Genomic DNA, 19,383 nt, shown 5'->3' with positions numbered 1-19,383 from the left:
GGGCATCCGGCGACATTGCGCCCTCTAGGACGGTGTCTCGGAGGGAGAGGTTCACTCCCCTTCGGCAAGGTCACTTCGTCAAGGTCACGTCGCCACGGCTCCCTTCGTCATGGCGGCGGAAAGCGCGGCAGGAAGCGGGAGATGGGTCTGACGAGCAACAAGGTGCTGGCGCTGGCGGTGCTGTCCGCCGTGCTGCTGTTCATCGGCACGGTGTGGCTGTGGCCGCGGCTGGCCCGGCGGTCCTGGCGGGCCGTCGGCGGGCGCGTCGGCCTGTTGCTCGCCACGCAGGCGGCGCTCTTCGCGGCGGTGGGGCTGGCCGCGAACCAGTCCTTCGGGTTCTACGCGAGCTGGGCGGACCTGTTCGGCCGGGAGGCCGGCCGGGGTGTGGTCGTCGACCACGCGGCGGGCGGTGCGCGGGGCCCGCTGCGGGTGGTGGACGCCCGGCGGGTGCCGGCCGCGGGCGGGGGCCGTCCCGAGTCCGTCGGCCGGATCGAGGAGATCGAGCTGGTGGGCCGTTCGACGCGCATCGCCACGCCGGCCTTCGTCTACCTGCCGCCGGAGTACTTCCAGCCGCGCCACCGCACCCGTGCGTTCCCGGCGGCGGTCGTCCTGACCGGGTATCCCGGCACGGCCGCCGCGCTGGTGGACAAGCTCCGCTATCCGCGCACCGCGCTGGAGCTGGCGAGGGACGGGCGGATGCCGCCGACGATCCTGGTGATGCTGCGGCCGACGGTCGCGCCGCCGCGTGACACGGAGTGCGTGGACGTTCCGGGCGGGCCGCGGACGGAGTCGTTCTTCGCCAAGGATCTGCCGGAGGCGGTGAGCGGTCACTACCGGGTCGGGCGGGGGCCGGGCAGCTGGGGCGTCATCGGCAATTCGACGGGCGGTTACTGCGCACTCAAGCTCGCCCTGCACCATCCCGAGGTGTACGCCGCCGGTGCGGGCCTGTCCGCCTACTACGACGCGCCGATCGACGCGACCACCGGGGATCTCTTTCACGGTGACGCGGAACTGCGCGAGCGCGCCGACCTGTGGTCGTCTCTCGAGCGCGAGCCCGCGCCGGACACTTCGCTGCTCGTCACCAGCAGCAGGTCGGGCGAGTCGAACTACCGGGACACGCTGCGGTTCATCGAGCGGGTGAAGGCAACCGGACGCACCCGAATCTCGTCGATCATTCTGGAAAGCGGCGGCCACAACTTCAATACCTGGCGCCGGGAGATTCCGGCGGCGCTGGAGTGGCTCGGCGGGCGTCTCCGCGATCCGGGAAAACGATCTTGAGCTGATCCGGGTAACCCCGGTATCCGGGCTGTGTGGGGTGTCCAGGCGCCTCTGCCGGGTATCCGCGGGAGTGTCCGGCGGTATGCGCTGGGGGCGTCCGGCAGTATCCGAAGGGGCAATTCATCCGGCGTTCGCTGATGGCTCGTGAACACTTCCTGGATGGCTGTGTTTTTACGGGGGCGGGGAGCCAAGAAACGCCTACGCGCGGTAAGTTTCTGGCCATGCCACGTGGACGTCATCGCCATTCCCCTCCTCTGCACCGGTTGCTTCCTCCGTCGGCGATCGCTGGCGTGTCGGCCGTCTGCGCCCTCGGCCCCTGGGTGTTCAGCGAGGCGGCGGTGCTGCGCGCGCTGGCCGCCGCCGCGGCGGTGACCGCGGTCGCCGGCGCGGTCGTCATGCGCCGCTGGGACATCCAGGCGGGCAAGCGCGTCGCCGACCTCACGCGCGCGCGTGCGAGCGACGAGTGGCGGTACGAGGAGCGGGTCGCCGAACTGGAGTCCGACCTGGAGGAGTCGCGCGAGCTGCGCAAGAAGCTGGAGCAGCGGCTGCGCGCCAAGCGGGCGGAACTGGCGGGCCTGCGCAACGAACACGCGGCCCTGCTGCGCCGGTACGCCACGGCGGAGGCGGAACGGGCGAGCGCCCTGGAGGGCCGCCGGTTGCTGGAGATAGAGGCCACGGCCCCGGCACCGGCCCTGCCTTCGGGCCGGCCGGCGCCGGTGGAGGAGACGGCGGCGGATGCGTCGCGGGTCGCGTCGGGTGCCGCGCAGGCCCCAGCGGGTGCCGTGGCGGCCGGGGACGTCGTGGGCCCGCAGGGCGTCGGGGCGGCGAAGGCCGCGGCGGACGAGAAGAGCGCGGCGGACACCGGGAGGGCGGAAGCCGCCGACGACGTGGACGACGTGGACGGCACCGACGGCGTGGACGGCGCCGAGGAGCGGCCGGAGGTGCCCGCGGTGTTCTCGCCCGAGGGCTCGCGGCTGTTCCTGCGCGCCGGCACGGCCCTCGCGCGGCTCGACCTGGACCGGGCGGTGCCCGGGGACGCGGACGCCGGTGCGGAGGCCGCCGGTGACGGTGAGGGCGGTTCCGAGGCACGCGTCGGCGGCGAGGCAGGTGCCGAGGCCCGTGGCGTGGGTGCCGAGGCCCGCGAGGCGGAGGCTCGTGCCGAGGCCCGTGGTGACGCCGGCGCCGGTTCGGAGGTCCGCGGCGACTCGGACGCCGGAGCCGAGGTCCACGGTGACTCGGACGCCGGTTCCGAGGTGCGCGGTGACGGTGACGGCGGGGACGACGGTGACGGCGGTGGCGGCGGTCGCCGTGAGGACGCCGAGGCGGCGGCCGAGCCGGCGCGGGAGGACGAGGCGCAGGGGCAGGACCGGGCGGCCGACGGTCACGGGCAGCCGGCCGCCGCCTCCACCGCGCCGCGGCCCGCCGAGCCCACCCGCCAGACCTCCGGGCACTTCACCGTGCCGACGGCGGTGGCCGTCGTACCGCCCACGGCGCCGCCCCGGCGGCCGGTGACCGAGGGGGGCTTCGACTTCTTCGGCAACAGCAAGCCGGCGCCCGCCGCCGAGCCCGGGGCGTCCGGCAGCGCGCTGGAGGCCGTCCAGAACGAGGACCTCGCCGACGTGGTCGGCCAGGAGGCCCTCGCCCTGCACAAGGCCGAGACGGAGGCCGGGTTCAAGCCGGCCTCCGAGGAGTCCCGGGCGGTGGGCCAGGTGATCGACCTGACCGCCCACGACGAGACGGAGCAGATCGACGTCGAGGGGCTGCGCAGCGCGGCTTCCTGAGGGGGCCGGCGCAGGCACCGAGCCGCGGACACGGACGTACCCGTGCCCGCGGCTTCGTCGTCCGGGGCCCCTGTGGCCCGTTCCTGCGGCTTCGTCGTCCGGGGCCCCTCGGGTCCGTTCCTGCGGCTTCGTCGTCCGGGCCCGGCTCCGCCCGTCAGGACGTCATCCACCGGTCCGGGCGGGCGTCGCGGCGGCCCGTGCGGGACCGTTCCGCCTGGTCGCGCAGCAGCCGGGTGGCCTCGCCGAGGTCCCGCTGCCGTGCCGTCACGGTCTTGTTGGCGCCCGTGTCCACATGCACGTCGGCGACCCGGTTGGCCCGCTGCCACGGCCCCTGGGCCAGCCGGACGCTCTGCACCTTGGCGTGCGGCACCAGTGCCAGGCGCCGCTTGAGCAGCCCGTACCCGGCGGCGAACACCGCGTCGGTGACCGCGAACCCGTAGCCGCGCCACCACAGCGGCGTGCACCGGGCGGCCCGGCGCGGCGGCAGGGACAGCGCGGAGCGCGGCGGCACGGTCACCCCGGGCAGCACGCGCGCGACGACGGACTCGGCCATCTCGCGCGGTGCGACGGGCAGCAGCACGGAGTTCGACGAGCCGGCCACGTCCAGCTCGACCCGGACCCAGCCGCGCCGGCGCCACAGCAGCGGCTCCACGATCCGCACGGTCTGCACCCGCCCAGGCGGTACGGTCTCGTGCGCCCGGTCCAGCAGCCCGTGGTCGACGCGCAGCCCGTCCGCGGACTCGGCCACGGTCCAGTCGTACTCGCCGACGAACCGTCCCACGCTGCTGGCGCCCGCCGCGCCCAGCAGGGGTACGGCGGTGGCGAGCACCGTCCACAGGTTGTGGGTGACCAGCCACAGCACGGTGGGTACGACGACGGCGCCGGCCAGCGTGCCCCAGGTCGCGCCGGTCAGCAGCAGCGAGACGGCGAGGACCCCCGGCGGCACCCGCAGCAGCCGCGTGGCCGGCGCCTCGCCCACCTCGTGGGCGGTCTCCGGCGCGAAACCGGCCGCCCGCGCCAGCAGCTCCGCGCGCAGCGCCCGTGCCTCGTCGGCACCGAGGAAGGCCAGTTCGTCCTTCTTGTCGGTGCCTATGACGTCGAGCCTCAGCTTGGCCACCCCCGCCACCCGCGCCAGCAGCGGCTGGGTGACGTCGATGGCCTGGAGGCGTTCGAGCCGGATGTGCGCGGTGCGCCGGAACAGCAGGCCGGTGCGGATGCGCAGCTCCGACTCGGTCACCGCGAAGTGGGTGAACCACCAGGTCAGGAAGCCGTACAGGGCGGCGGCCGGAACGATCACGGCCAGCCCGATCAGCAGGGTGGTGGTGGTCAGGTTGGTCAGCTGGCGGTGCGCCTGGTCGGGGTCGTGCACGGCCCAGCCGACCACCACGGCGATCGGCGCCCACGCCCTGCGGAAGGGGGTGACCGGGTGCAGCCGCCGCTCGGTCACCCCGGCGTCCGTCCGCGGGGTGCGGGGCGTGGCGTCGGGCATGGTCACAGCCCCGCCGATCGGGCCTCGCCCAGCGCGGTGAGCCGGTCCCGCAGCCGTTCCGCCTCGGCCGGGTCCAGGCCGGGGATGGTCGCGTCGGTCGCGGCGGCGGCCGTGTGCAGCTGCACGCTGGCCAGCCCGAAGTGCCGCTCGACCGGTCCCGACGTCACCTCGACCAGCTGCATGCGCCCGTACGGCACCACCGTCTCCTGCCGCCACAGCACACCGCGGCTGATCAGCAGGTCGTCGGAGCGCTCGGCGTACCGCCAGGAACGCCAGTTGCGCTCCAGCATCGCCCAGCCCCAGACCAGCAGGGCGAGCGGCAGCACGGCGAACGCCGCCCAGGCGGGGCCGGCCAGCAGCCCGAGCGGCAGTCCGACGGCGAGCGTGAGCAGCCCCAGCCACACCACGAGCAACAGCCGCCGCATCCGCAGCAGCCCTGGCGGCAGTCCCGTCCACACGGGCTCGCCCGCGTTCGCCGCGTCCGGCGTATACGTTGCATCCGCCGCATCCGGTGCGGCCGTCGTGGCTGTCGCGTCGGCGTGCGTCCCCTCGGGCGTCCCCTCGGGCGTCCCCGGGTTCGTCCCCGTCCGTGTCCCCGGGTCGTCCGGGCTCCCCGTCTCCATGACGCCAGCGTACGTAGGGGAGACTGGGTCCATGACTCCTACGACGGAGACCATGGTCGGTATCGGCGGCGCGGCGGAGAGCACCGACATGGTGCTCAACATCGGGCCCCAGCACCCGTCGACGCACGGCGTGCTGCGGCTCAAGCTGCTCCTGGACGGCGAGCGCATCACGCGCGCGGAGCCCGTGATCGGTTATATGCACCGGGGCGCGGAGAAACTCTTCGAGGCGCGCGACTACCGCCAGATCATCGTGCTGGCCAACCGCCACGACTGGCTGTCGGCGTTCTCCAACGAGCTGGGTGTGGTCCTCGCCGTCGAGCGCATGCTCGGCATGGAGGTGCCCGCCCGCGCGGTGTGGACGAGGACGCTGCTGGCGGAGCTGAACCGGGTGCTCAACCACCTGATGTTCCTGGGGTCGTACCCGCTGGAGCTGGGCGGCATCACGCCGGTCTTCTACGCGTTCCGGGAGCGCGAGGTGCTCCAGAACGTCATGGAGGAGGTCTCCGGCGGACGTATGCACTACATGTTCAACCGCGTCGGCGGCCTCAAGGAGGACCTGCCGGCCGGCTGGACGGCACGCGCGCGTGAGGCCGTCTCGGCCGTGCGTTCGCGCATGGACGTCTTCGACGACCTGGTGCTCGGCAACGAGATCTTCCGGGGACGCACCCGTGGCGTGGGGACCCTCACGCCGCAGGCCATGCACGCGTACGGCGTCAGCGGCCCGATCGCCCGCGGCTCGGGCGTCGACTTCGACCTGCGCCGGGACGAGCCCTACCTGGCGTACCCCGAGCTCCAGGACACCCTGAGGGTCGTCACCCGGTCCGAGGGCGACTGCCTGGCCCGGTTCGAGTGCCTCCTGGAGCAGACGCACGTCGCCCTCGACCTGGCGGACGCCTGCCTGGACCGTATCGCCGAGCTGCCGCCGGGGCCGATCAACCAGCGCCTGCCGAAGGTCCTCAAGGCGCCCGAGGGCCACACCTACGCCTGGACCGAGAACCCCCTCGGCATCAACGGCTACTACCTGGTCAGCAAGGGGGAGAAGACGCCGTACCGGCTGAAGCTGCGCTCGGCGTCGTACAACAACATCCAGGCGCTGACCGAGCTGCTGCCCGGGACGCTGGTCGCCGACATGGTGGCGATCCTCGGGTCAATGTTCTTCGTGGTCGGAGACATCGACAAGTAGCCCGGCACCGGTGTCCAGCCCGACGGGCTGGAGCAGCCAGGTGAAGTCGCCGAGTCCGCCGGGCGCGGTCAGCTCGGCGGCCTCCCCGGCGCTCGCGAGGGCGCGCACATATCCGGCGGGGTCACTGGAGGCCAGCGCCAGCGGGGGGCGTGCGCCGGAGAGACCCAGGGCACGGAGTGCGTCGCGCTGGGGGAGCAGGAGCGCGCGGGACGGCTCGTACGCGGGCGCATCCGCTGCCGCGGGCCTGTCGGTGGTTCCGTCGGCTGGGCGTCCGGTGGGTCGCTCGGTGGGGTCTTCGGCGGGTCGTCCGGCTGGGCCTCCGACGGAACCTCCGGTGGTGGTCCTGCCCGCTGTCCTGCCTGCCGCCCTTTCCGATGCCCTTCCTGCTGCCCTTCCCGCCTCCGCGCACGCGTCGAGGGCCACGTGGGCGGTGATGTCCCGGGAACCGTCCGGCACGGGAGCCGTCTCCCTGCCCTCCCGGAAGCCGGTCAGCGTGCCGAAGAGCGGGCGGGTGTCCAGGGAATGCGCGTAGTCGACGGCCACGGCGAGCCCCCGCTCCAACGCCGACACGGCGGACGCCCAGGCGGTGTCCCGGGGCAGCCCGATCTCGGCGCGCAGCCCCTCCTCGGCCGGCAGCGGCCACCACCGCGCCAGCCAGTCCGCCTCCGCGCCGCCGACCGGCTCCCCGAGCCGCTCCGTCCCGTCCGCCCGCACCAGCACCCGCCGCGCGACGCCCTCGGCGTCCACCTCGGCGACCTCCACCGGCACGTTGTCCAGCCACTCGTTGGCGAACAGCAGCCCCGTGACACCCCGGGGCGGCTCGGCGAGCCACTCGATCCGGTGATCGAGGCCGACGGGGCGGGCGGCGACCTCCACGGCGTGGCCGCGGGTGCGTGCGGCGACATCGGCGGGCAGCGCGTCCAGGACGCCCGTGACCAGCTCGCCCCGTCCGGCCGCCATGTCCACGAAGTCCAGCCGGGCGGGCCGCCCGAGGGCCGCGTCGACCCGGCACAGCAGCCGCGCCACCGCGCGGGCGAACAGCGCCGACGCGTGGACGGACGTACGGAAGTGCCCGGCCGGGCCCTCGGGGCCGCGGTAGAAGCCCTCGGGCCCGTACAGGGCGTCCTGCGCGGCCGCCCGCCAGCCCCGCCATCCGGCGTCGCCACCGCCCGCGGCCGTCGGTTCCGCCGGCTGCGTCGGCTCCGTCGATCCCATCGGTCCCGTTTCTTCCGTCGGCTGCGTCGGCTCCGCCGGGCGGCCCGGCCGTTCCGGTTCGCTCGGCTTCCCCGGACTCTCCGGTCTCCCCGGCTTCCCCGGCAGCCCCTCCGGCATCGCTTTCCTCGGCGGCATCACCTCAGGCTAAGCGCACAGAAGAACGCAGCCTCCACCTTGCGGAGTACGCGCGGCCGGTCGGGATCGGCCCTCCGGTTGACCCCTGCACCTATCCCGCTTCCCTACTCTGGGTTACGTGCAGCGCCTCTACGACTTCCTCCGCAGGCACCCGACCGGGGTGGACGCCTTCTGGGCGCTTGTCCTGCTCGCGATCTCCCTGCTCTCCGTGGGCCCCGCCCAGGAGGCCTCCGGGACGGACGCGCCGGCGCTGCTCATCCCGTTCACCGTCCTGCTGTGCCTGGTCATCGCGCTGCGCCGGCGCATGCCGGAGAAGATGCTGCTGCTGGCCATCGCCCTGGGGCTGGGGCAGCTGGTGCTGGACGTCCAGACGATGCCCGCCGACTTCGCCCTGCTGGTGATCGTCTACACCGTGGCCGCGACCGGCGCACGCTGGTCCTCCCGCCTCGCCCTGACCATGGGCCTGTGCGCGGCCCCCGTCGCCCAGCTGCGCTGGCCCAACGAGAACACGGGCGTCGGCGGCAACATCGCCATAACGATCTTCCAGGCGGTGCCGTTCGCGCTGGCCTGGGTGCTCGGCGACTCCATCCGCACCCGCCGCGCCTACTTCGCGCAGCTGGAGGAGCGCGCCGCCCGGCTGGAGAAGGAACGCGAGGCCCAGGCCAAGGTGGCGGTGGCCGCCGAGCGCGCCCGGATCGCGCGTGAGCTGCACGACGTCGTCGCGCACAACGTGTCCGTGATGGTCGTGCAGGCCGACGGCGCCGCGTTCGTCCTGGACACCGCGCCCGACCAGGCGAAGAAGGCCCTGGAGACCATCTCCTCCACCGGCCGCCAGGCCCTCGCCGAGATGCGCCGCCTGCTCGGCGTGCTGCGCACCGGCGAGCACCAGGAGTCCGGGGAGTACGTCCCGCAGCCCGACGTCCAGCAGATCGAGGACCTGGTCGAGCAGTGCCGGGGCTCCGGGCTGCCGGTCGACTTCAAGGTCGAGGGCACGCCGCGCCCGCTGCCCAGCGGCGTGGAGCTGACCGCCTACCGCATCGTGCAGGAGGCGCTGACCAACACCCGCAAGCACGGCGGGCCCAACGCGGGCGCCAGCGTGCGGCTGGTCTACTTCGACGACGGGCTCGGGCTGCTGGTGGAGGACGACGGCAAGGGCGCGCCGCACGAGCTGTACGAGGAGGGCGGTCTCGACGGCCGGGGACACGGCCTGATCGGTATGCGGGAGCGGGTCGGCATGGTCGGCGGCACCCTGGACGCGGGCCCGCGCCCCGGCGGAGGATTCCGCATCAGCGCGCTGCTGCCGCTCAAACCCGCGCACTGACTCCCGTACGCGCTCCGGTGACACCTGTAACGCCCTGACGACCCCGCCTCTACGACAACGACAAGGAAGAGACCCCCATGACGATCCGCGTGATGCTCGTCGACGACCAGGTGCTGCTGCGCACCGGGTTCCGGATGGTGCTCGCCGCGCAGCCGGACATGGAGGTCGTCGCGGAGGCGGGCGACGGTGTCGAGGCGCTCCAGGTGCTGGAGACCACCAAGGTGGACGTGGTCCTGATGGACGTGCGCATGCCCAAGCTGGACGGGGTGGAGGCCACGCGCCGGATCTGCGTGGACCCCCAGGCGCCGAAGGTGCTGATCCTGACCACCTTCGACCTGGACGAGTACGCCTTCTCCGCGCTGAAGGCGGGCGCCTCGGGCTTCATGCTCAAGGACGTGCCGCCCGCTGAGCTGCTCGCCGCCATCCGCTCGGTGCACAGCGGCGACGCGGTGGTCGCCCCCTCCACCACCCGCCGCCTGCTCGACCGCTTCGCGCCGATGCTGCCGGGCGGCGGCAAGGAGCCCCAGCACCAGGAGCTGAAGCGGCTGACCGAGCGGGAACGGGAGGTGATGGTGCTGGTCGCGCAGGGACTGTCCAACGGTGAGATCGCGGCGCGGCTGGTGCTGTCGGAGGCGACGGTGAAGACGCACGTGGGCCGCATCCTGACCAAGCTGGGGCTCAGGGACCGGGTGCAGGTGGTGGTGCTGGCCTACGAGACGGGGCTGGTGCGGGCCGGCGGCCACGGCTGAGCCGCCGCTCGGCCGGGCCGCCGCTCGGCCGGGCGAGGGCGGACCGGCTCGTTCGACCGGCCCCCGCGGGCGGCGCGCCGTCGGTAGGGTGCGGCGCATGCTCCTGTGGATCAACGGCCCCTTCGGGGGCGGCAAGACACAGACCGCACACGAGATACAGCGCCGGCTGCCCGGCAGCGTCATCTGCGATCCCGAGCACGCGGGCTTCGGCCTGCGCCGCATGCTGCCCCCCGACCTGCGCGGCGACTTCCAGGATCTGGTGTCCTGGCGGCAGGGTGTCGTGGAGGTCCTCGACCTGGCCCTGACCAAGCACGACGGCCCGGTCATCGCCCCCATGACGGTCACCGACTCCGGCTGCTTCGCCGAGACGGTCGGGCGGCTGCGCGAACTGGGCCACGACGTACGCCACTTCACCCTCCTCGCCGAGCGGGAGACCGTGCTGCGGCGGCTGCGGGAGCGGAGCGTCGGACAGCTGCTGCGGTACGTCACCGGGAGGGACGCCGGTCCACGCCGGGACACGTGGGCCGTCCGGCAGCTCGACCACTGCCTGGAGCGGCTGCGCGAGCCGGAGTTCGCCGAGCACCTGTGGACGGACCGCACCACCGTCCCCAAGACCGCCGACCGCATCGCCGTCCTGGCCGGGCTCACCCTGCGCCCCAACACGGAGGGCGCGCTGCGGACCCGGCTGCGCCAGGCGCGGGTGGGGCTGAAGCACATCCGCCTCGACTGACGCAACGGCCTACCGCCTACCGGGCAACCGGCCTGCGGGCCTGCGGGCTGGCGGCCTAGCGGAGTATGCCCTCCAGGAAGTCGCTGCCCAGCCGGGCCACCACGGACACGTCCAGCTGGTGCAGGACGTAGCGTCCGCGGCGGCGGGTGGTGATCAGGCCCGCCTTCTTCAGCACGCCCAGGTGCCTCGATATCTCCGGGGCCGTCATGCCGTGGGCCTGCGCCAGCTCGCTCGTGGTGTAGGCGCTGCGCGCCAGATGACGGCAGATCCGCATCCGCACCGGATGGGACAGCGCGGTCATCCGCAGGCCGAGCTGCTCGACGGACGCGGGGGAGGACAGCTCCGGGGAGCCGGCCGGGTAGTGCAGCACCGGCTGCCAGCCGTACCGGTGCAGGACCATCAGGTGCGGCCAGCCCAGGCTGGTCGGCACCAGCAGCAGGCCGCCGTCGCCCGTGGCCGAGCGGCCGTCGCCCAGCTTGTCGACGGTGATCCGCCCGGCGTCCGCGTCCAGGGTCACCGCCGGGGACACCGCGGCCAGCGCCTCCGCCAGGCCTTTGCGGCGCAGCAGTTCCGTCTTGTGCCGGGCGTCCGCCGCGAGCTGGTGCCGCAGCCGGGACCAGGCCTCCGCGAAGAACGCCTCGTCGCAGTCCTGCGCGAACTGCCTGAGCCAGTCCCGGATACGCGGCGGATCGGCCAGCAGCCGCTCGCTGAAGCGCAGTTGCTGCGGTCCGCGCGCCGCGGCCAGCTCCAGGGCGCGCCGGCGCGCCTCGGCGTCCGTGAGCGCGGAGTGCCCGCCGGTGCTGTACGGCAGGGCGCAGGTGAACTCCAGGGCGGCGTCCACGAACTGCTCGTCGGAGAGCTTGTCGAGCAGGTCCAGGTCCTCGGCCAGGGTGGCGCCCGGCAGGGTGCCGCCGCCCGGGACCCCGGCGAACGGCAAAAACAGGTCCGAGAACGTCGTCCGCCACAGGAAGTCGGCCTCGCACATCCGGTCGGCCAGATGCGAGTCGAGCCGGGCCGTCACGCCCGTCGCCCAGCCTTGCAGTCCAGGATGGTGCCCCGGTTCGGACAGCGCGTGCAGCGCCATGCCGAGCTCGGCCAGGGGGGAGGGCACGAAGGCGACCCTCTCCGGCCGCAGCCCCGCGATGTCGATGGTCACGCTCATGCCCTCATGGTGCACCCCGCCACTGACAACGCCGCCGTCGATTGACGACCGCGGTCAATCGGCACGACGCGGCCGGGACCGGCGACGCAGCCTGGGAGCAACGGAGCGCAACGGAGCGCAACGGCGAGCAACGGAGAACAGCGAGGAAGCAACGAGGAGCACCCGGTCCCGACGGAGGCCGAGCCCGCCGAAACCGTCCCCGCCCGCTCGCCCCGCGCCGCCGAGTCCACCTCCACCCTCGACGTCCCGAGAAAGGCGACCCGCCATGAGCCTCACCCAGGAGTACATCCTCGCCGTCCACCGCGCCCGCCTGCTCGGCGAGCCCGTCCCCCCGGCCCCCGGCACGCACGACCGGCAGGTCGTGCGCGAGTGGCGGGACCGGCGCCGCTTCCGTGCCGTCCTCGCCGGCCGCCCGGCCCGCGGACGGCTGCGCCCGGCGCTCGCCCGCCTGCTGGCCTCGTCGGCGCCCCCGCCGGCACGGCGGCGCCCTACCTGCTGACCTCCCCGGCCAGCCGGGAGGCGAAGTCGGCGGCCGCCGTCCGAACGTCGTCGGCCGTCCACTCCAGGCCCGCGGCGCTCACGGTCACCTCGGTGGCCGCGAGCCCGGGGCCGACGGGGTCCCACGCGCGGGCGAACAACAGCGTCCCCGTCTCCTCGGCCTGCGTGAGCGCGACCTCGGTCAGCGTGTCCTCGTCGTACGGCAGCCAGACCTGGAACTCGTGGGTGTGCGGGACCTCCGGCCGCACTCCCGCCCACGGCACCCCGGCCGCCGTGAGGCCCTCGGACAGCGCCCGGGCGACCACGCGCGCGTGGGCGACGTACTCGGGCAGCCGGGGCAGCTCCCGCTCCAGCCCCGCCAGCGCGGACAGGACCGTCGGGAACTGCTGGTAGACCTGGCCGCCGTAGCGGTGCCGCCAGGCCCGCGCCTCCTCCACCAGCGTCCGCGGCCCGGCGAGTGCGGCGCCGCCGAACGCGTCGAGCGACTTGTAGAACGACACGTAGACGCTGTCCGCCAGGCCCGCGATCTCCGCGAGCGGCCGGCCGAAGTGCGGGGTCGTCTCCCACAGCCGGGCCCCGTCGAAGTGCACCACCGCGTCGCGCTCCCGCGCCGCCGCCACCACCTCGGTGAGCTCCTCCCAGGTGGGCAGCACGTAACCGGCGTCCCTGAGCGGCAGTTCCAGCATCAGCGCACCGAAGGGCTCGTCGAAGTCGCGGACCTCCGCGGCGGTCGGCAGACGTGGCGCATCGGTCACCCGCACCGGTCGCAGGCCGCTGACCTCGCGGAACGCGTTCCGCTCGTGCACCTCGGGGTGGCTCAGGGCGTGCAGGGCGACGACCGGGTTGCCGGTGCGGCCCGCCCAGCAGCGCAGGGCGACCTGCTGGGCCATGGTGCCGGTCGGGAAGAAGGCGGCGGCCTCGGTGCCGAGCAGCGCGGCGACCCGGTCCTCCAGGGCCTCGACGACGCCGTTGCCGTACAGGTCGACGGCCTCGTCCAGGTCGTACAGCCCCGCCGCGTCGTCGAGCACGGCCAGGCGCTCCCGGAGCGTGGCGCGGGCCCCGGACCGGCTGAGCACCCGCCGCGCGCCGCGGACCGCGGCGACGCGCCGCTCGCGCAGCCGTGCCCACCGTTCCGCCTGTGTCTCTCGCTCCTTCGGTACGCCGTCCCGCTCCGCCGTGTCAGTCATGCGACGATCATGCCGGGCGCCGCCGCGCGAGAACACCCGCTTTTCCCCGTACCGTCCCGCACGCGCGCAGTGCCGTCTCCGTACACGCACGTGCCCGTCTCCGTGCGCGCGAGACGCGCGAGTCACCGTCTCCGTACGCGCGCGTCACCTTCTCCGTGCGCGCGCGTGCGGTAGCCCACAGCCTGTGGACGACCGGACGCCCTCCGGACCAATCGCGTTAACATGACGAGAAATCGTCCGGTACCCCGAGCGGACTGGAACGGGAAGGCCGCCCTCGCGTGAACACAACCCCACAGCCGGATCCCCAGGACCGCCCCGCGCGGCTCACCGTCGGTGTCGTCGGCACCGGCCGCGTCGGGCCGGCGCTGGCCGCCTCTCTCCAGCTCGCCGGGCACCGCCCGGTGGCCGCCTCCGGGGTCTCCGACGTCTCCCGGCGCCGGGCCGCGGAGCTGCTCCCCGACGTGCCGCTGGTGGCGCCCGCCGAGGTCCTCCAGCGCGCCGAGCTGGTGCTGCTGACCGTCCCCGACGACGTCCTGCCGGGCCTGGTCGCCGGGCTCGCCGAGACCGGCGCGGTCCGCCCGGGCCAGCTGCTCGTGCACACCTCCGGGCGGTACGGCGCGAAGGTCCTCGACCCGGCCCTGCGCGCGGGCGCGCTGCCGCTGGCCCTGCACCCGGCGATGACGTTCACGGGCACGCCCGTCGACGTGCAGCGGCTGGCCGGCTGCTCCTTCGGCGTCACCGCCCCCGAGGAGCTGCGGCTGGCCGCCGAGGCCCTGGTCATCGAGATGGGCGGCGAGCCGGAGTGGGTCGCCGAGGACCGGCGCCCGCTGTACCACGCGGCCCTCGCCCTCGGCGCCAACCACCTGGTCACCCTGGTCGCCCAGTCCATGGAGCTGCTGCGCACGGCCGGGGTGACGGCCCCCGACCGGATGCTCGGCCCGCTGCTGGGCGCCGCCCTGGACAACGCGCTGCGCTCCGGCGACGCGGCGCTGACCGGCCCCGTCGCGCGCGGGGACGCCGGCACGGTCGCCGCGCACATCGAGGAACTGCGCGCGCACGCCCCGCAGACCGTCGCCGGCTACCTGGCGATGGCCCGCGCGACCGCCGACCGGGCGCTCGCCGGCGGCCTGCTCAAGCCGGAACTCGCCGAGGACCTGCTCGGGGTACTCGCCGACGGGACGGACGGCAGCGCCGGACCGGAAGGGACGGACGGCACCGAGGGAGACGTCCGATGACCATCGCCCTGCTCCGCACCGCCGACGAGCTGCACGCGCGCGTGCGGCACGGCCGCAGGGCCGTCGTGATGACGATGGGCGCCCTGCACGAGGGCCACGCGACGCTGGTCCGCACGGCCCGCTCGATCGCCGGCCCCGACGGCGAGGTCGTCGTCACCGTCTTCGTCAACCCGCTCCAGTTCGGCGCGGGCGAGGACCTCGACCGCTACCCGCGCACCCTGGACGCCGACGTCAAGATCGCCGCCGAGTCCGGCGCGGACGCCGTCTTCGCGCCCTCCGTGGAGGAGGTCTACCCGGGCGGCGAACCCCAGGTCCGCATCACCGCGGGCCCCATGGGGGAGCGCCTGGAGGGCGCATCCCGCCCCGGCCACTTCGACGGCATGCTCACGGTCGTCGCCAAGCTGCTGCACCTCACCCGCCCCGACGTCGCCCTGTACGGCCAGAAGGACGCCCAGCAGCTCGCGCTCATCCGCCGCATGGTGCGCGATCTGAACTTCGGCGTGGAGATCGTCGGCGTCCCCACCGTCCGCGAGGACGACGGCCTGGCCCTCTCCAGCCGCAACCGGTACCTCTCCCCCGAGGAGCGGCGCACCGCGCTCGCCCTGTCCCAGGCGCTGTTCGCGGGCCTCGACCGGCACGCCGCACAGGAGGCGCTGCGGGCCCGGGCCCGCGAAGTGCCCGCCACGCGCGCGCGTGCCGAGGCGCTCAGCGCGCTCGGCGAGTCCCGCGCCGCGGCCGACGCGCACGCCGTCAGCAAGGCGGTCCCCGGCGGCCCGGCGGCCGTCCGCGCCGCCGCCCGTCTGGTCCTGGACGAGGCCGCCCGCCTCAGCCCGCCCCTGGAGCTGGACTACCTGGCCCTGGTGGACCCCGCCGACTTCACCGAGATCGGGGACGACTTCACCGGCGACGCCGTCCTCGCCGTCGCGGCCCGCGTCGGCTCGACCCGGCTGATCGACAACATCCCCCTCACCTTCGGAGCCGCCTCGTGACCAGCACAGGCATACGACTGCACGCCCCCGCGCCCGGCTGGGCCATCGACGCGGACGTGGTCGTCGTCGGCTCCGGCGTCGCCGGCCTCACCGCCGCCCTGCGCTGCCAGGCCGCCGGGCTGCACACCGTCGTCGTCACCAAGGCCCGCCTGGACGACGGCTCCACCCGCTGGGCTCAGGGCGGCATCGCCGCCGCCCTCGGCGAGGGCGACACCCCCGAGCAGCACCTGGACGACACGCTGGTCGCCGGCGCCGGCCTGTGCGACGAGGACGCGGTCCGCATCCTCGTCACCGAGGGCCCCGACGCCGTACGCCGCCTGATCGCCACGGGCGCCCACTTCGACGAGTCGGCCGAGGGCGGCCTCGAACTGACCCGCGAGGGCGGCCACCACCGCCGCCGCATCGCCCACGCGGGCGGCGACGCCACGGGCGCGGAGATCTCCCGGGCGCTGGTCGAGGCGGTACGCGCGCGTGGCATCAGGACCATCGAGAACGCCCTGGTCCTCGATCTGCTCGCCGACGCCGAGGGCCGTACCGCCGGGGTCAGCCTGCACGTCATGGGCGAGGGTCAGCACGACGGCGTGGGGGCCGTGCACGCACCCGCCGTGGTCCTGGCGACCGGCGGCATGGGCCAGGTCTTCTCGGCGACGACGAACCCGTCCGTCTCCACCGGCGACGGCGTCGCCCTCGCCCTGCGCGCGGGTGCCGAGGTGAGCGACCTGGAGTTCGTCCAGTTCCACCCCACGGTGCTGTTCCTCGGCACCGACGCGGAGGGCCAGCAGCCCCTGGTCTCGGAGGCGGTGCGCGGGGAGGGCGCCCACCTGGTGGACGCCGACGGCGTGCGCTTCATGCAGGGGCGGCACGAACTGGCCGAGCTCGCCCCCCGGGACATCGTCGCCAAGGGCATCATGCGGCGCATGCAGGAGCGGGACGCCGAGCACATGTACCTCGACGCCCGGCACTTCGGCGCCGACATGTGGGAGCACCGCTTCCCGACGATCCTCGCCGCCTGCCGGGCCAACGGCATCGACCCGGTCACCGAGCCCGTCCCGATCGCCCCGGCCGCGCACTACGCCTCCGGCGGCGTCCGCACGGACTCCCGCGGCCGCACCACGGTGCCCGGCCTGTACGCGTGCGGCGAGGTCGCCTGCACGGGCGTGCACGGCGCCAACCGCCTGGCTTCCAACTCCCTCCTCGAGGGCCTGGTCTACGCCGAGCGCATCGCCGCCGACATCGCGGCGGGCAAGGCCGACGGCACCCTCCACGCGCGCGTGCCGGACACCGCCCCGCACCCGGAGACCCCGGGGCACCCGCTGCTGCCCGCCGAGACCCGCTTCGCCGTCCAGCGGATCATGACGGAGGGCGCCGGCGTCCTCCGTTCCGCGGACTCCCTCGCCCGGGCCGCCGAACAGCTCCAGCGGCTGCACAGCCAGGCCCGCGAGGCCCTCGACGAGAACGGCAAGACGGCCGAGCCGGGCGTCGACACCTGGGAGGCCACCAACCTGCTGTGCGTGGCCCGCGTCCTCGTCGCCGCCGCCGCGCTCCGCGACGAGACCCGCGGCTGCCACTGGCGCGAGGACCGCCCGGACCGTGACGACACGGCCTGGCGCCGCCATATCGTCGTACGCCTGAACCCCGACCGCACCCTCGCCGTGCACACCACGGAAACCGCAGAATTTCCCCCGACCGCACAGCCGACGCCAAGCCCCCAGGAGCAGTGACCGACGTGACCACCCCCGACCTTCCCCTCGCCTCCGACGGAGGCTGCGGCGACGGCTGCGCCTGCGAGGCCGGCGAGGAATACCTGGAGTGCGGCCTCGACCCCGCGCTCGCCCAGCTCCTGGCGGAGGCCGGCCTCGACCCCGTGGAGGTCGAGGACCTCGCCAACGTCGCCGTCCAGGAGGACCTGGCGGGCGGCGTGGACGTGACGACGGTCGCGACGATCCCCGAGGACGCGGTGGCCACGGCCGACTTCACGGCCCGCGAGGCCGGCGTGGTCGCGGGGCTGCGGGTCGCCGAGGCGGTCCTGTCGGTGGTCTGCACGGACGAGTTCGAGGTCGAACGCCACGTCGAGGACGGCGACCGCGTGGAACCCGGCCAGAGGCTCCTCTCCGTGACCTCCCGCACCCGCGACCTCCTCACCGCCGAGCGCAGCGCCCTGAACATCCTGTGCCGCCTGTCGGGCATCGCCACGGCCACGCGCGCGTGGGCGGACGCCCTGGAGGGCACCAGGGCCCGCGTCCGCGACACCCGCAAGACCACGCCCGGCCTGCGCAGCCTGGAGAAGTACGCGGTCCGCTGCGGCGGCGGCGTCAACCACCGCATGTCCCTCTCGGACGCGGCCCTGGTCAAGGACAACCACGTGGTCGCCGCGGGCGGTGTCGCGGCGGCCTTCCAGGCGGTCCGCGACCGCTTCCCGGACGTGCCCATCGAGGTCGAGGTCGACACCCTGCACCAGCTCCGCGAGGTCCTGGACGCGGGCGCCGATCTGATCCTGCTGGACAACTTCACACCGGGCGAGTGCGAGGAGGCGGTGGCCCTCGTCGACGGCCGCGCGGCCCTGGAGGCCTCCGGCCGCCTCACCCTCGGCAACGCCAAGGCCTACGCCGCGACGGGCGTCGACTACCTGGCCGTGGGCGCCCTGACCCATTCCTCGCCCATTCTGGACATCGGGCTGGACCTGCGAGCGGCGGAGTAGGGAAGCGACCCATGCTGCTGACGATCGACGTAGGCAACACCCACACCGTCCTCGGCCTGTTCGACGGCGACGACATCGTCGAGCACTGGCGCATCTCCACGGACGCGCGCCGCACGGCCGACGAGCTGGCCGTCCTCCTCCAGGGCCTGATGGGCATGCATCCGCTGCTCGGCGACGAACTGGGCGACGGCATCGACGGCATCGCCATCTGCGCGACGGTCCCCTCGGTCCTGCACGAGCTGCGCGAGGTCACCCGCCGCTACTACGGCGACGTCCCGGCCGTCCTCGTCGAACCGGGCGTCAAGACGGGCGTCCCGATCCAGTTCGACAACCCCAAGGAGGTCGGCGCCGACCGCATCATCAACGCGTTGGCGGCGAACGAGCTCTACGGCGGCCCGGCGATCGTCGTCGACTTCGGCACGGCGACGACGTTCGACGCGGTGAGCGCGCGCGGGGAGTACGTCGGCGGGGTCATCGCCCCCGGTATCGAGATCTCGGTCGAGGCCCTGGGCGTCAAGGCGGCGCAGCTGCGCAAGATCGAGGTCGCCCGCCCGCGCAGCGTGATCGGCAAGAACACGGTGGAGGCGATGCAGTCGGGCATCGTCTACGGTTTCGCCGGCCAGGTCGACGGCGTGGTGAGCCGCATGGCCCGCGAGCTGGCGGACGACCCGGACGACGTGACGGTCATCGCGACGGGCGGGCTGGCGCCGATGGTGCTGGGCGAGTCCTCGGTCATCGACGAACACGAACCGTGGCTGACGCTGATCGGCCTCCGCCTGGTCTACGAACGCAACGCGTCCCGCCTCTGACCGGCGCTTCCCTGACCCCCGCGTTGTGGCTGGCGTGGGGGTGTTGCGCGGCCCGGCGGAGCGGGGTGCCTCCCCCAGAGGGGGCACCCCCAGCGCCCACCCGTGCCGCCCCAGCGGCACGACTGCCCGCGGATTGCGGCAGCCGGCCGCGGTGCGCAACCAGGCACGGGCCGGAGCGCTACCCGCAGACGCGCACGGCGGGGAGGGGTTGTGTCGGGGGGGGGGGGGGGGGGGGGGGGGGGCCCCCCCGCAAGGGTTTTTCCGTCAAACAAGGGAACTTCCCATCGGCCCACTTTCCCAC

At 74.3% G+C, this 19,383-nt stretch carries 17 protein-coding genes; 12 read left to right on the top strand and 5 right to left on the bottom strand.

Going from position 1 to position 19,383, the window contains the following annotated elements; all coding sequences use genetic code 11:
- The first annotated feature begins 141 nt into the window (after positions 1–141).
- Positions 142–1,278 (top strand): alpha/beta hydrolase, encoded by a 1,137-nt coding sequence (locus ACZ45Q_RS08080; RefSeq protein WP_468256644.1) that lies wholly within the window; start codon positions 142–144, stop codon positions 1,276–1,278.
- 221 nt (positions 1,279–1,499) lie between these two features.
- Entirely contained in the window at positions 1,500–3,059 is a 1,560-nt protein-coding gene (locus tag ACZ45Q_RS08075) for a hypothetical protein (protein WP_468256641.1), read from the top strand.
- A 154-nt stretch (positions 3,060–3,213) separates the two neighbouring features.
- Here the strand turns inward: ACZ45Q_RS08075 and ACZ45Q_RS08070 are convergent, their stop codons facing one another.
- On the bottom strand, positions 3,214–4,548 hold the full coding sequence (locus ACZ45Q_RS08070) for a PH domain-containing protein (RefSeq protein WP_468256638.1): 1,335 nt from the start codon (positions 4,546–4,548) through the stop codon (positions 3,214–3,216).
- A 2-nt stretch (positions 4,549–4,550) separates the two neighbouring features.
- On the bottom strand, positions 4,551–5,171 hold the full coding sequence (locus ACZ45Q_RS08065) for a PH domain-containing protein (protein ID WP_468256635.1): 621 nt from the start codon (positions 5,169–5,171) through the stop codon (positions 4,551–4,553).
- A 31-nt stretch (positions 5,172–5,202) separates the two neighbouring features.
- On the opposite strand from ACZ45Q_RS08065, the gene ACZ45Q_RS08060 reads away from it, so the two are divergent.
- Positions 5,203–6,354 carry an NADH-quinone oxidoreductase subunit D gene (locus ACZ45Q_RS08060; protein WP_468256632.1) on the top strand — a complete coding sequence of 384 codons (1,152 nt, stop codon included), beginning with the start codon at positions 5,203–5,205 and terminating at the stop codon, positions 6,352–6,354.
- Here the strand turns inward: ACZ45Q_RS08060 and ACZ45Q_RS08055 are convergent.
- Entirely contained in the window at positions 6,319–7,569 is a 1,251-nt protein-coding gene (locus ACZ45Q_RS08055) for an SAM-dependent methyltransferase (protein WP_468256630.1), read from the bottom strand. The genes ACZ45Q_RS08060 and ACZ45Q_RS08055 overlap by 36 nt on opposite strands.
- Before the next feature lie 253 nt (positions 7,570–7,822).
- Between ACZ45Q_RS08055 and ACZ45Q_RS08050 the strand changes: the two genes are divergently transcribed.
- The 3 genes from ACZ45Q_RS08050 (at position 7,823) to ACZ45Q_RS08040 (ending at position 10,504) form a co-directional block, all read left to right on the top strand.
- Positions 7,823–9,025 (top strand): sensor histidine kinase, encoded by a 1,203-nt coding sequence (locus ACZ45Q_RS08050; RefSeq protein ID WP_468256627.1) that lies wholly within the window; start codon positions 7,823–7,825, stop codon positions 9,023–9,025.
- A gap of 77 nt (positions 9,026–9,102) precedes the next feature.
- Complete coding sequence (locus tag ACZ45Q_RS08045; protein ID WP_468256624.1) at positions 9,103–9,774, top strand: response regulator transcription factor; 672 nt, start codon at positions 9,103–9,105, stop codon at positions 9,772–9,774.
- 97 nt (positions 9,775–9,871) lie between these two features.
- Positions 9,872–10,504, top strand: a complete 633-nt coding sequence (locus ACZ45Q_RS08040) for an AAA family ATPase (protein WP_468256621.1) — start codon at positions 9,872–9,874, stop codon at positions 10,502–10,504.
- Between the two features lie 55 nt (positions 10,505–10,559).
- Here the strand turns inward: ACZ45Q_RS08040 and ACZ45Q_RS08035 are convergent, their stop codons facing one another.
- Positions 10,560–11,666 carry a DUF5937 family protein gene (locus tag ACZ45Q_RS08035; protein ID WP_468256618.1) on the bottom strand — a complete coding sequence of 369 codons (1,107 nt, stop codon included), beginning with the start codon at positions 11,664–11,666 and terminating at the stop codon, positions 10,560–10,562.
- 265 nt (positions 11,667–11,931) lie between these two features.
- Here ACZ45Q_RS08035 and ACZ45Q_RS08030 point away from each other — a divergent pair, with 265 nt between their 5' ends.
- Positions 11,932–12,165, top strand: a complete 234-nt coding sequence (locus tag ACZ45Q_RS08030) for a hypothetical protein (protein ID WP_468256616.1) — start codon at positions 11,932–11,934, stop codon at positions 12,163–12,165.
- Here the strand turns inward: ACZ45Q_RS08030 and ACZ45Q_RS08025 are convergent.
- The gene (locus tag ACZ45Q_RS08025) at positions 12,155–13,351 is read right to left on the bottom strand and encodes a threonine aldolase family protein (protein WP_468256613.1); all 1,197 of its coding nucleotides are present in this window, start codon (positions 13,349–13,351) and stop codon (positions 12,155–12,157) included. The two genes, ACZ45Q_RS08030 and ACZ45Q_RS08025, sit on opposite strands and share 11 nt — an antisense overlap.
- Positions 13,352–13,629: 278 nt before the next feature.
- Between ACZ45Q_RS08025 and ACZ45Q_RS08020 the strand changes: the two genes are divergently transcribed.
- From ACZ45Q_RS08020 to ACZ45Q_RS08000, 5 genes are read left to right on the top strand one after another with little or no spacing between them, the layout of a single operon-like run.
- A complete protein-coding gene (locus tag ACZ45Q_RS08020; protein ID WP_468256610.1) occupies positions 13,630–14,586 on the top strand; it encodes a Rossmann-like and DUF2520 domain-containing protein in 957 nt (318 codons plus the stop codon).
- Positions 14,583–15,575: a pantoate--beta-alanine ligase gene (panC, locus tag ACZ45Q_RS08015; RefSeq protein WP_468256608.1), complete on the top strand. Its 993-nt coding sequence runs from the start codon at positions 14,583–14,585 to the stop codon at positions 15,573–15,575. The genes ACZ45Q_RS08020 and panC overlap by 4 nt, the downstream gene beginning before the upstream one ends.
- Positions 15,572–17,296 carry an L-aspartate oxidase gene (locus tag ACZ45Q_RS08010; protein WP_468256606.1) on the top strand — a complete coding sequence of 575 codons (1,725 nt, stop codon included), beginning with the start codon at positions 15,572–15,574 and terminating at the stop codon, positions 17,294–17,296. Before panC ends, ACZ45Q_RS08010 begins: the two co-directional genes overlap by 4 nt.
- Positions 17,297–17,301: 5 nt before the next feature.
- Complete coding sequence (gene nadC / locus ACZ45Q_RS08005) at positions 17,302–18,273, top strand: carboxylating nicotinate-nucleotide diphosphorylase (protein WP_468257510.1); 972 nt, start codon at positions 17,302–17,304, stop codon at positions 18,271–18,273.
- An 11-nt stretch (positions 18,274–18,284) separates the two neighbouring features.
- Entirely contained in the window at positions 18,285–19,082 is a 798-nt protein-coding gene (locus ACZ45Q_RS08000; RefSeq protein ID WP_468256604.1) for a type III pantothenate kinase, read from the top strand.
- The last annotated feature ends 301 nt before the right edge of the window (positions 19,083–19,383 follow it).

Source organism: Streptomyces sp. NPDC031049, from assembly GCF_055571015.1.
This window is presented reverse-complemented; position numbering and strand designations above follow the sequence as displayed.

Coding starts and splice junctions, on each gene's coding strand:
- ACZ45Q_RS08065 (WP_468256635.1), bottom strand. CDS start 5,171: ATGGAGACGGGGAGCCCGGACGACCCGGGGACACGGACGGGGACGAAC.
- ACZ45Q_RS08000 (WP_468256604.1), top strand. CDS start 18,285: ATGCTGCTGACGATCGACGTAGGCAACACCCACACCGTCCTCGGCCTG.
- ACZ45Q_RS08080 (WP_468256644.1), top strand. CDS start 142: ATGGGTCTGACGAGCAACAAGGTGCTGGCGCTGGCGGTGCTGTCCGCC.
- ACZ45Q_RS08030 (WP_468256616.1), top strand. CDS start 11,932: ATGAGCCTCACCCAGGAGTACATCCTCGCCGTCCACCGCGCCCGCCTG.
- ACZ45Q_RS08040 (WP_468256621.1), top strand. CDS start 9,872: ATGCTCCTGTGGATCAACGGCCCCTTCGGGGGCGGCAAGACACAGACC.
- ACZ45Q_RS08055 (WP_468256630.1), bottom strand. CDS start 7,569: ATGGGATCGACGGAGCCGACGCAGCCGGCGGAACCGACGGCCGCGGGC.
- ACZ45Q_RS08035 (WP_468256618.1), bottom strand. CDS start 11,666: ATGAGCGTGACCATCGACATCGCGGGGCTGCGGCCGGAGAGGGTCGCC.
- ACZ45Q_RS08025 (WP_468256613.1), bottom strand. CDS start 13,351: ATGACTGACACGGCGGAGCGGGACGGCGTACCGAAGGAGCGAGAGACA.
- ACZ45Q_RS08075 (WP_468256641.1), top strand. CDS start 1,500: ATGCCACGTGGACGTCATCGCCATTCCCCTCCTCTGCACCGGTTGCTT.
- ACZ45Q_RS08045 (WP_468256624.1), top strand. CDS start 9,103: ATGACGATCCGCGTGATGCTCGTCGACGACCAGGTGCTGCTGCGCACC.
- panC (WP_468256608.1), top strand. CDS start 14,583: ATGACCATCGCCCTGCTCCGCACCGCCGACGAGCTGCACGCGCGCGTG.
- ACZ45Q_RS08070 (WP_468256638.1), bottom strand. CDS start 4,548: ATGCCCGACGCCACGCCCCGCACCCCGCGGACGGACGCCGGGGTGACC.
- ACZ45Q_RS08060 (WP_468256632.1), top strand. CDS start 5,203: ATGACTCCTACGACGGAGACCATGGTCGGTATCGGCGGCGCGGCGGAG.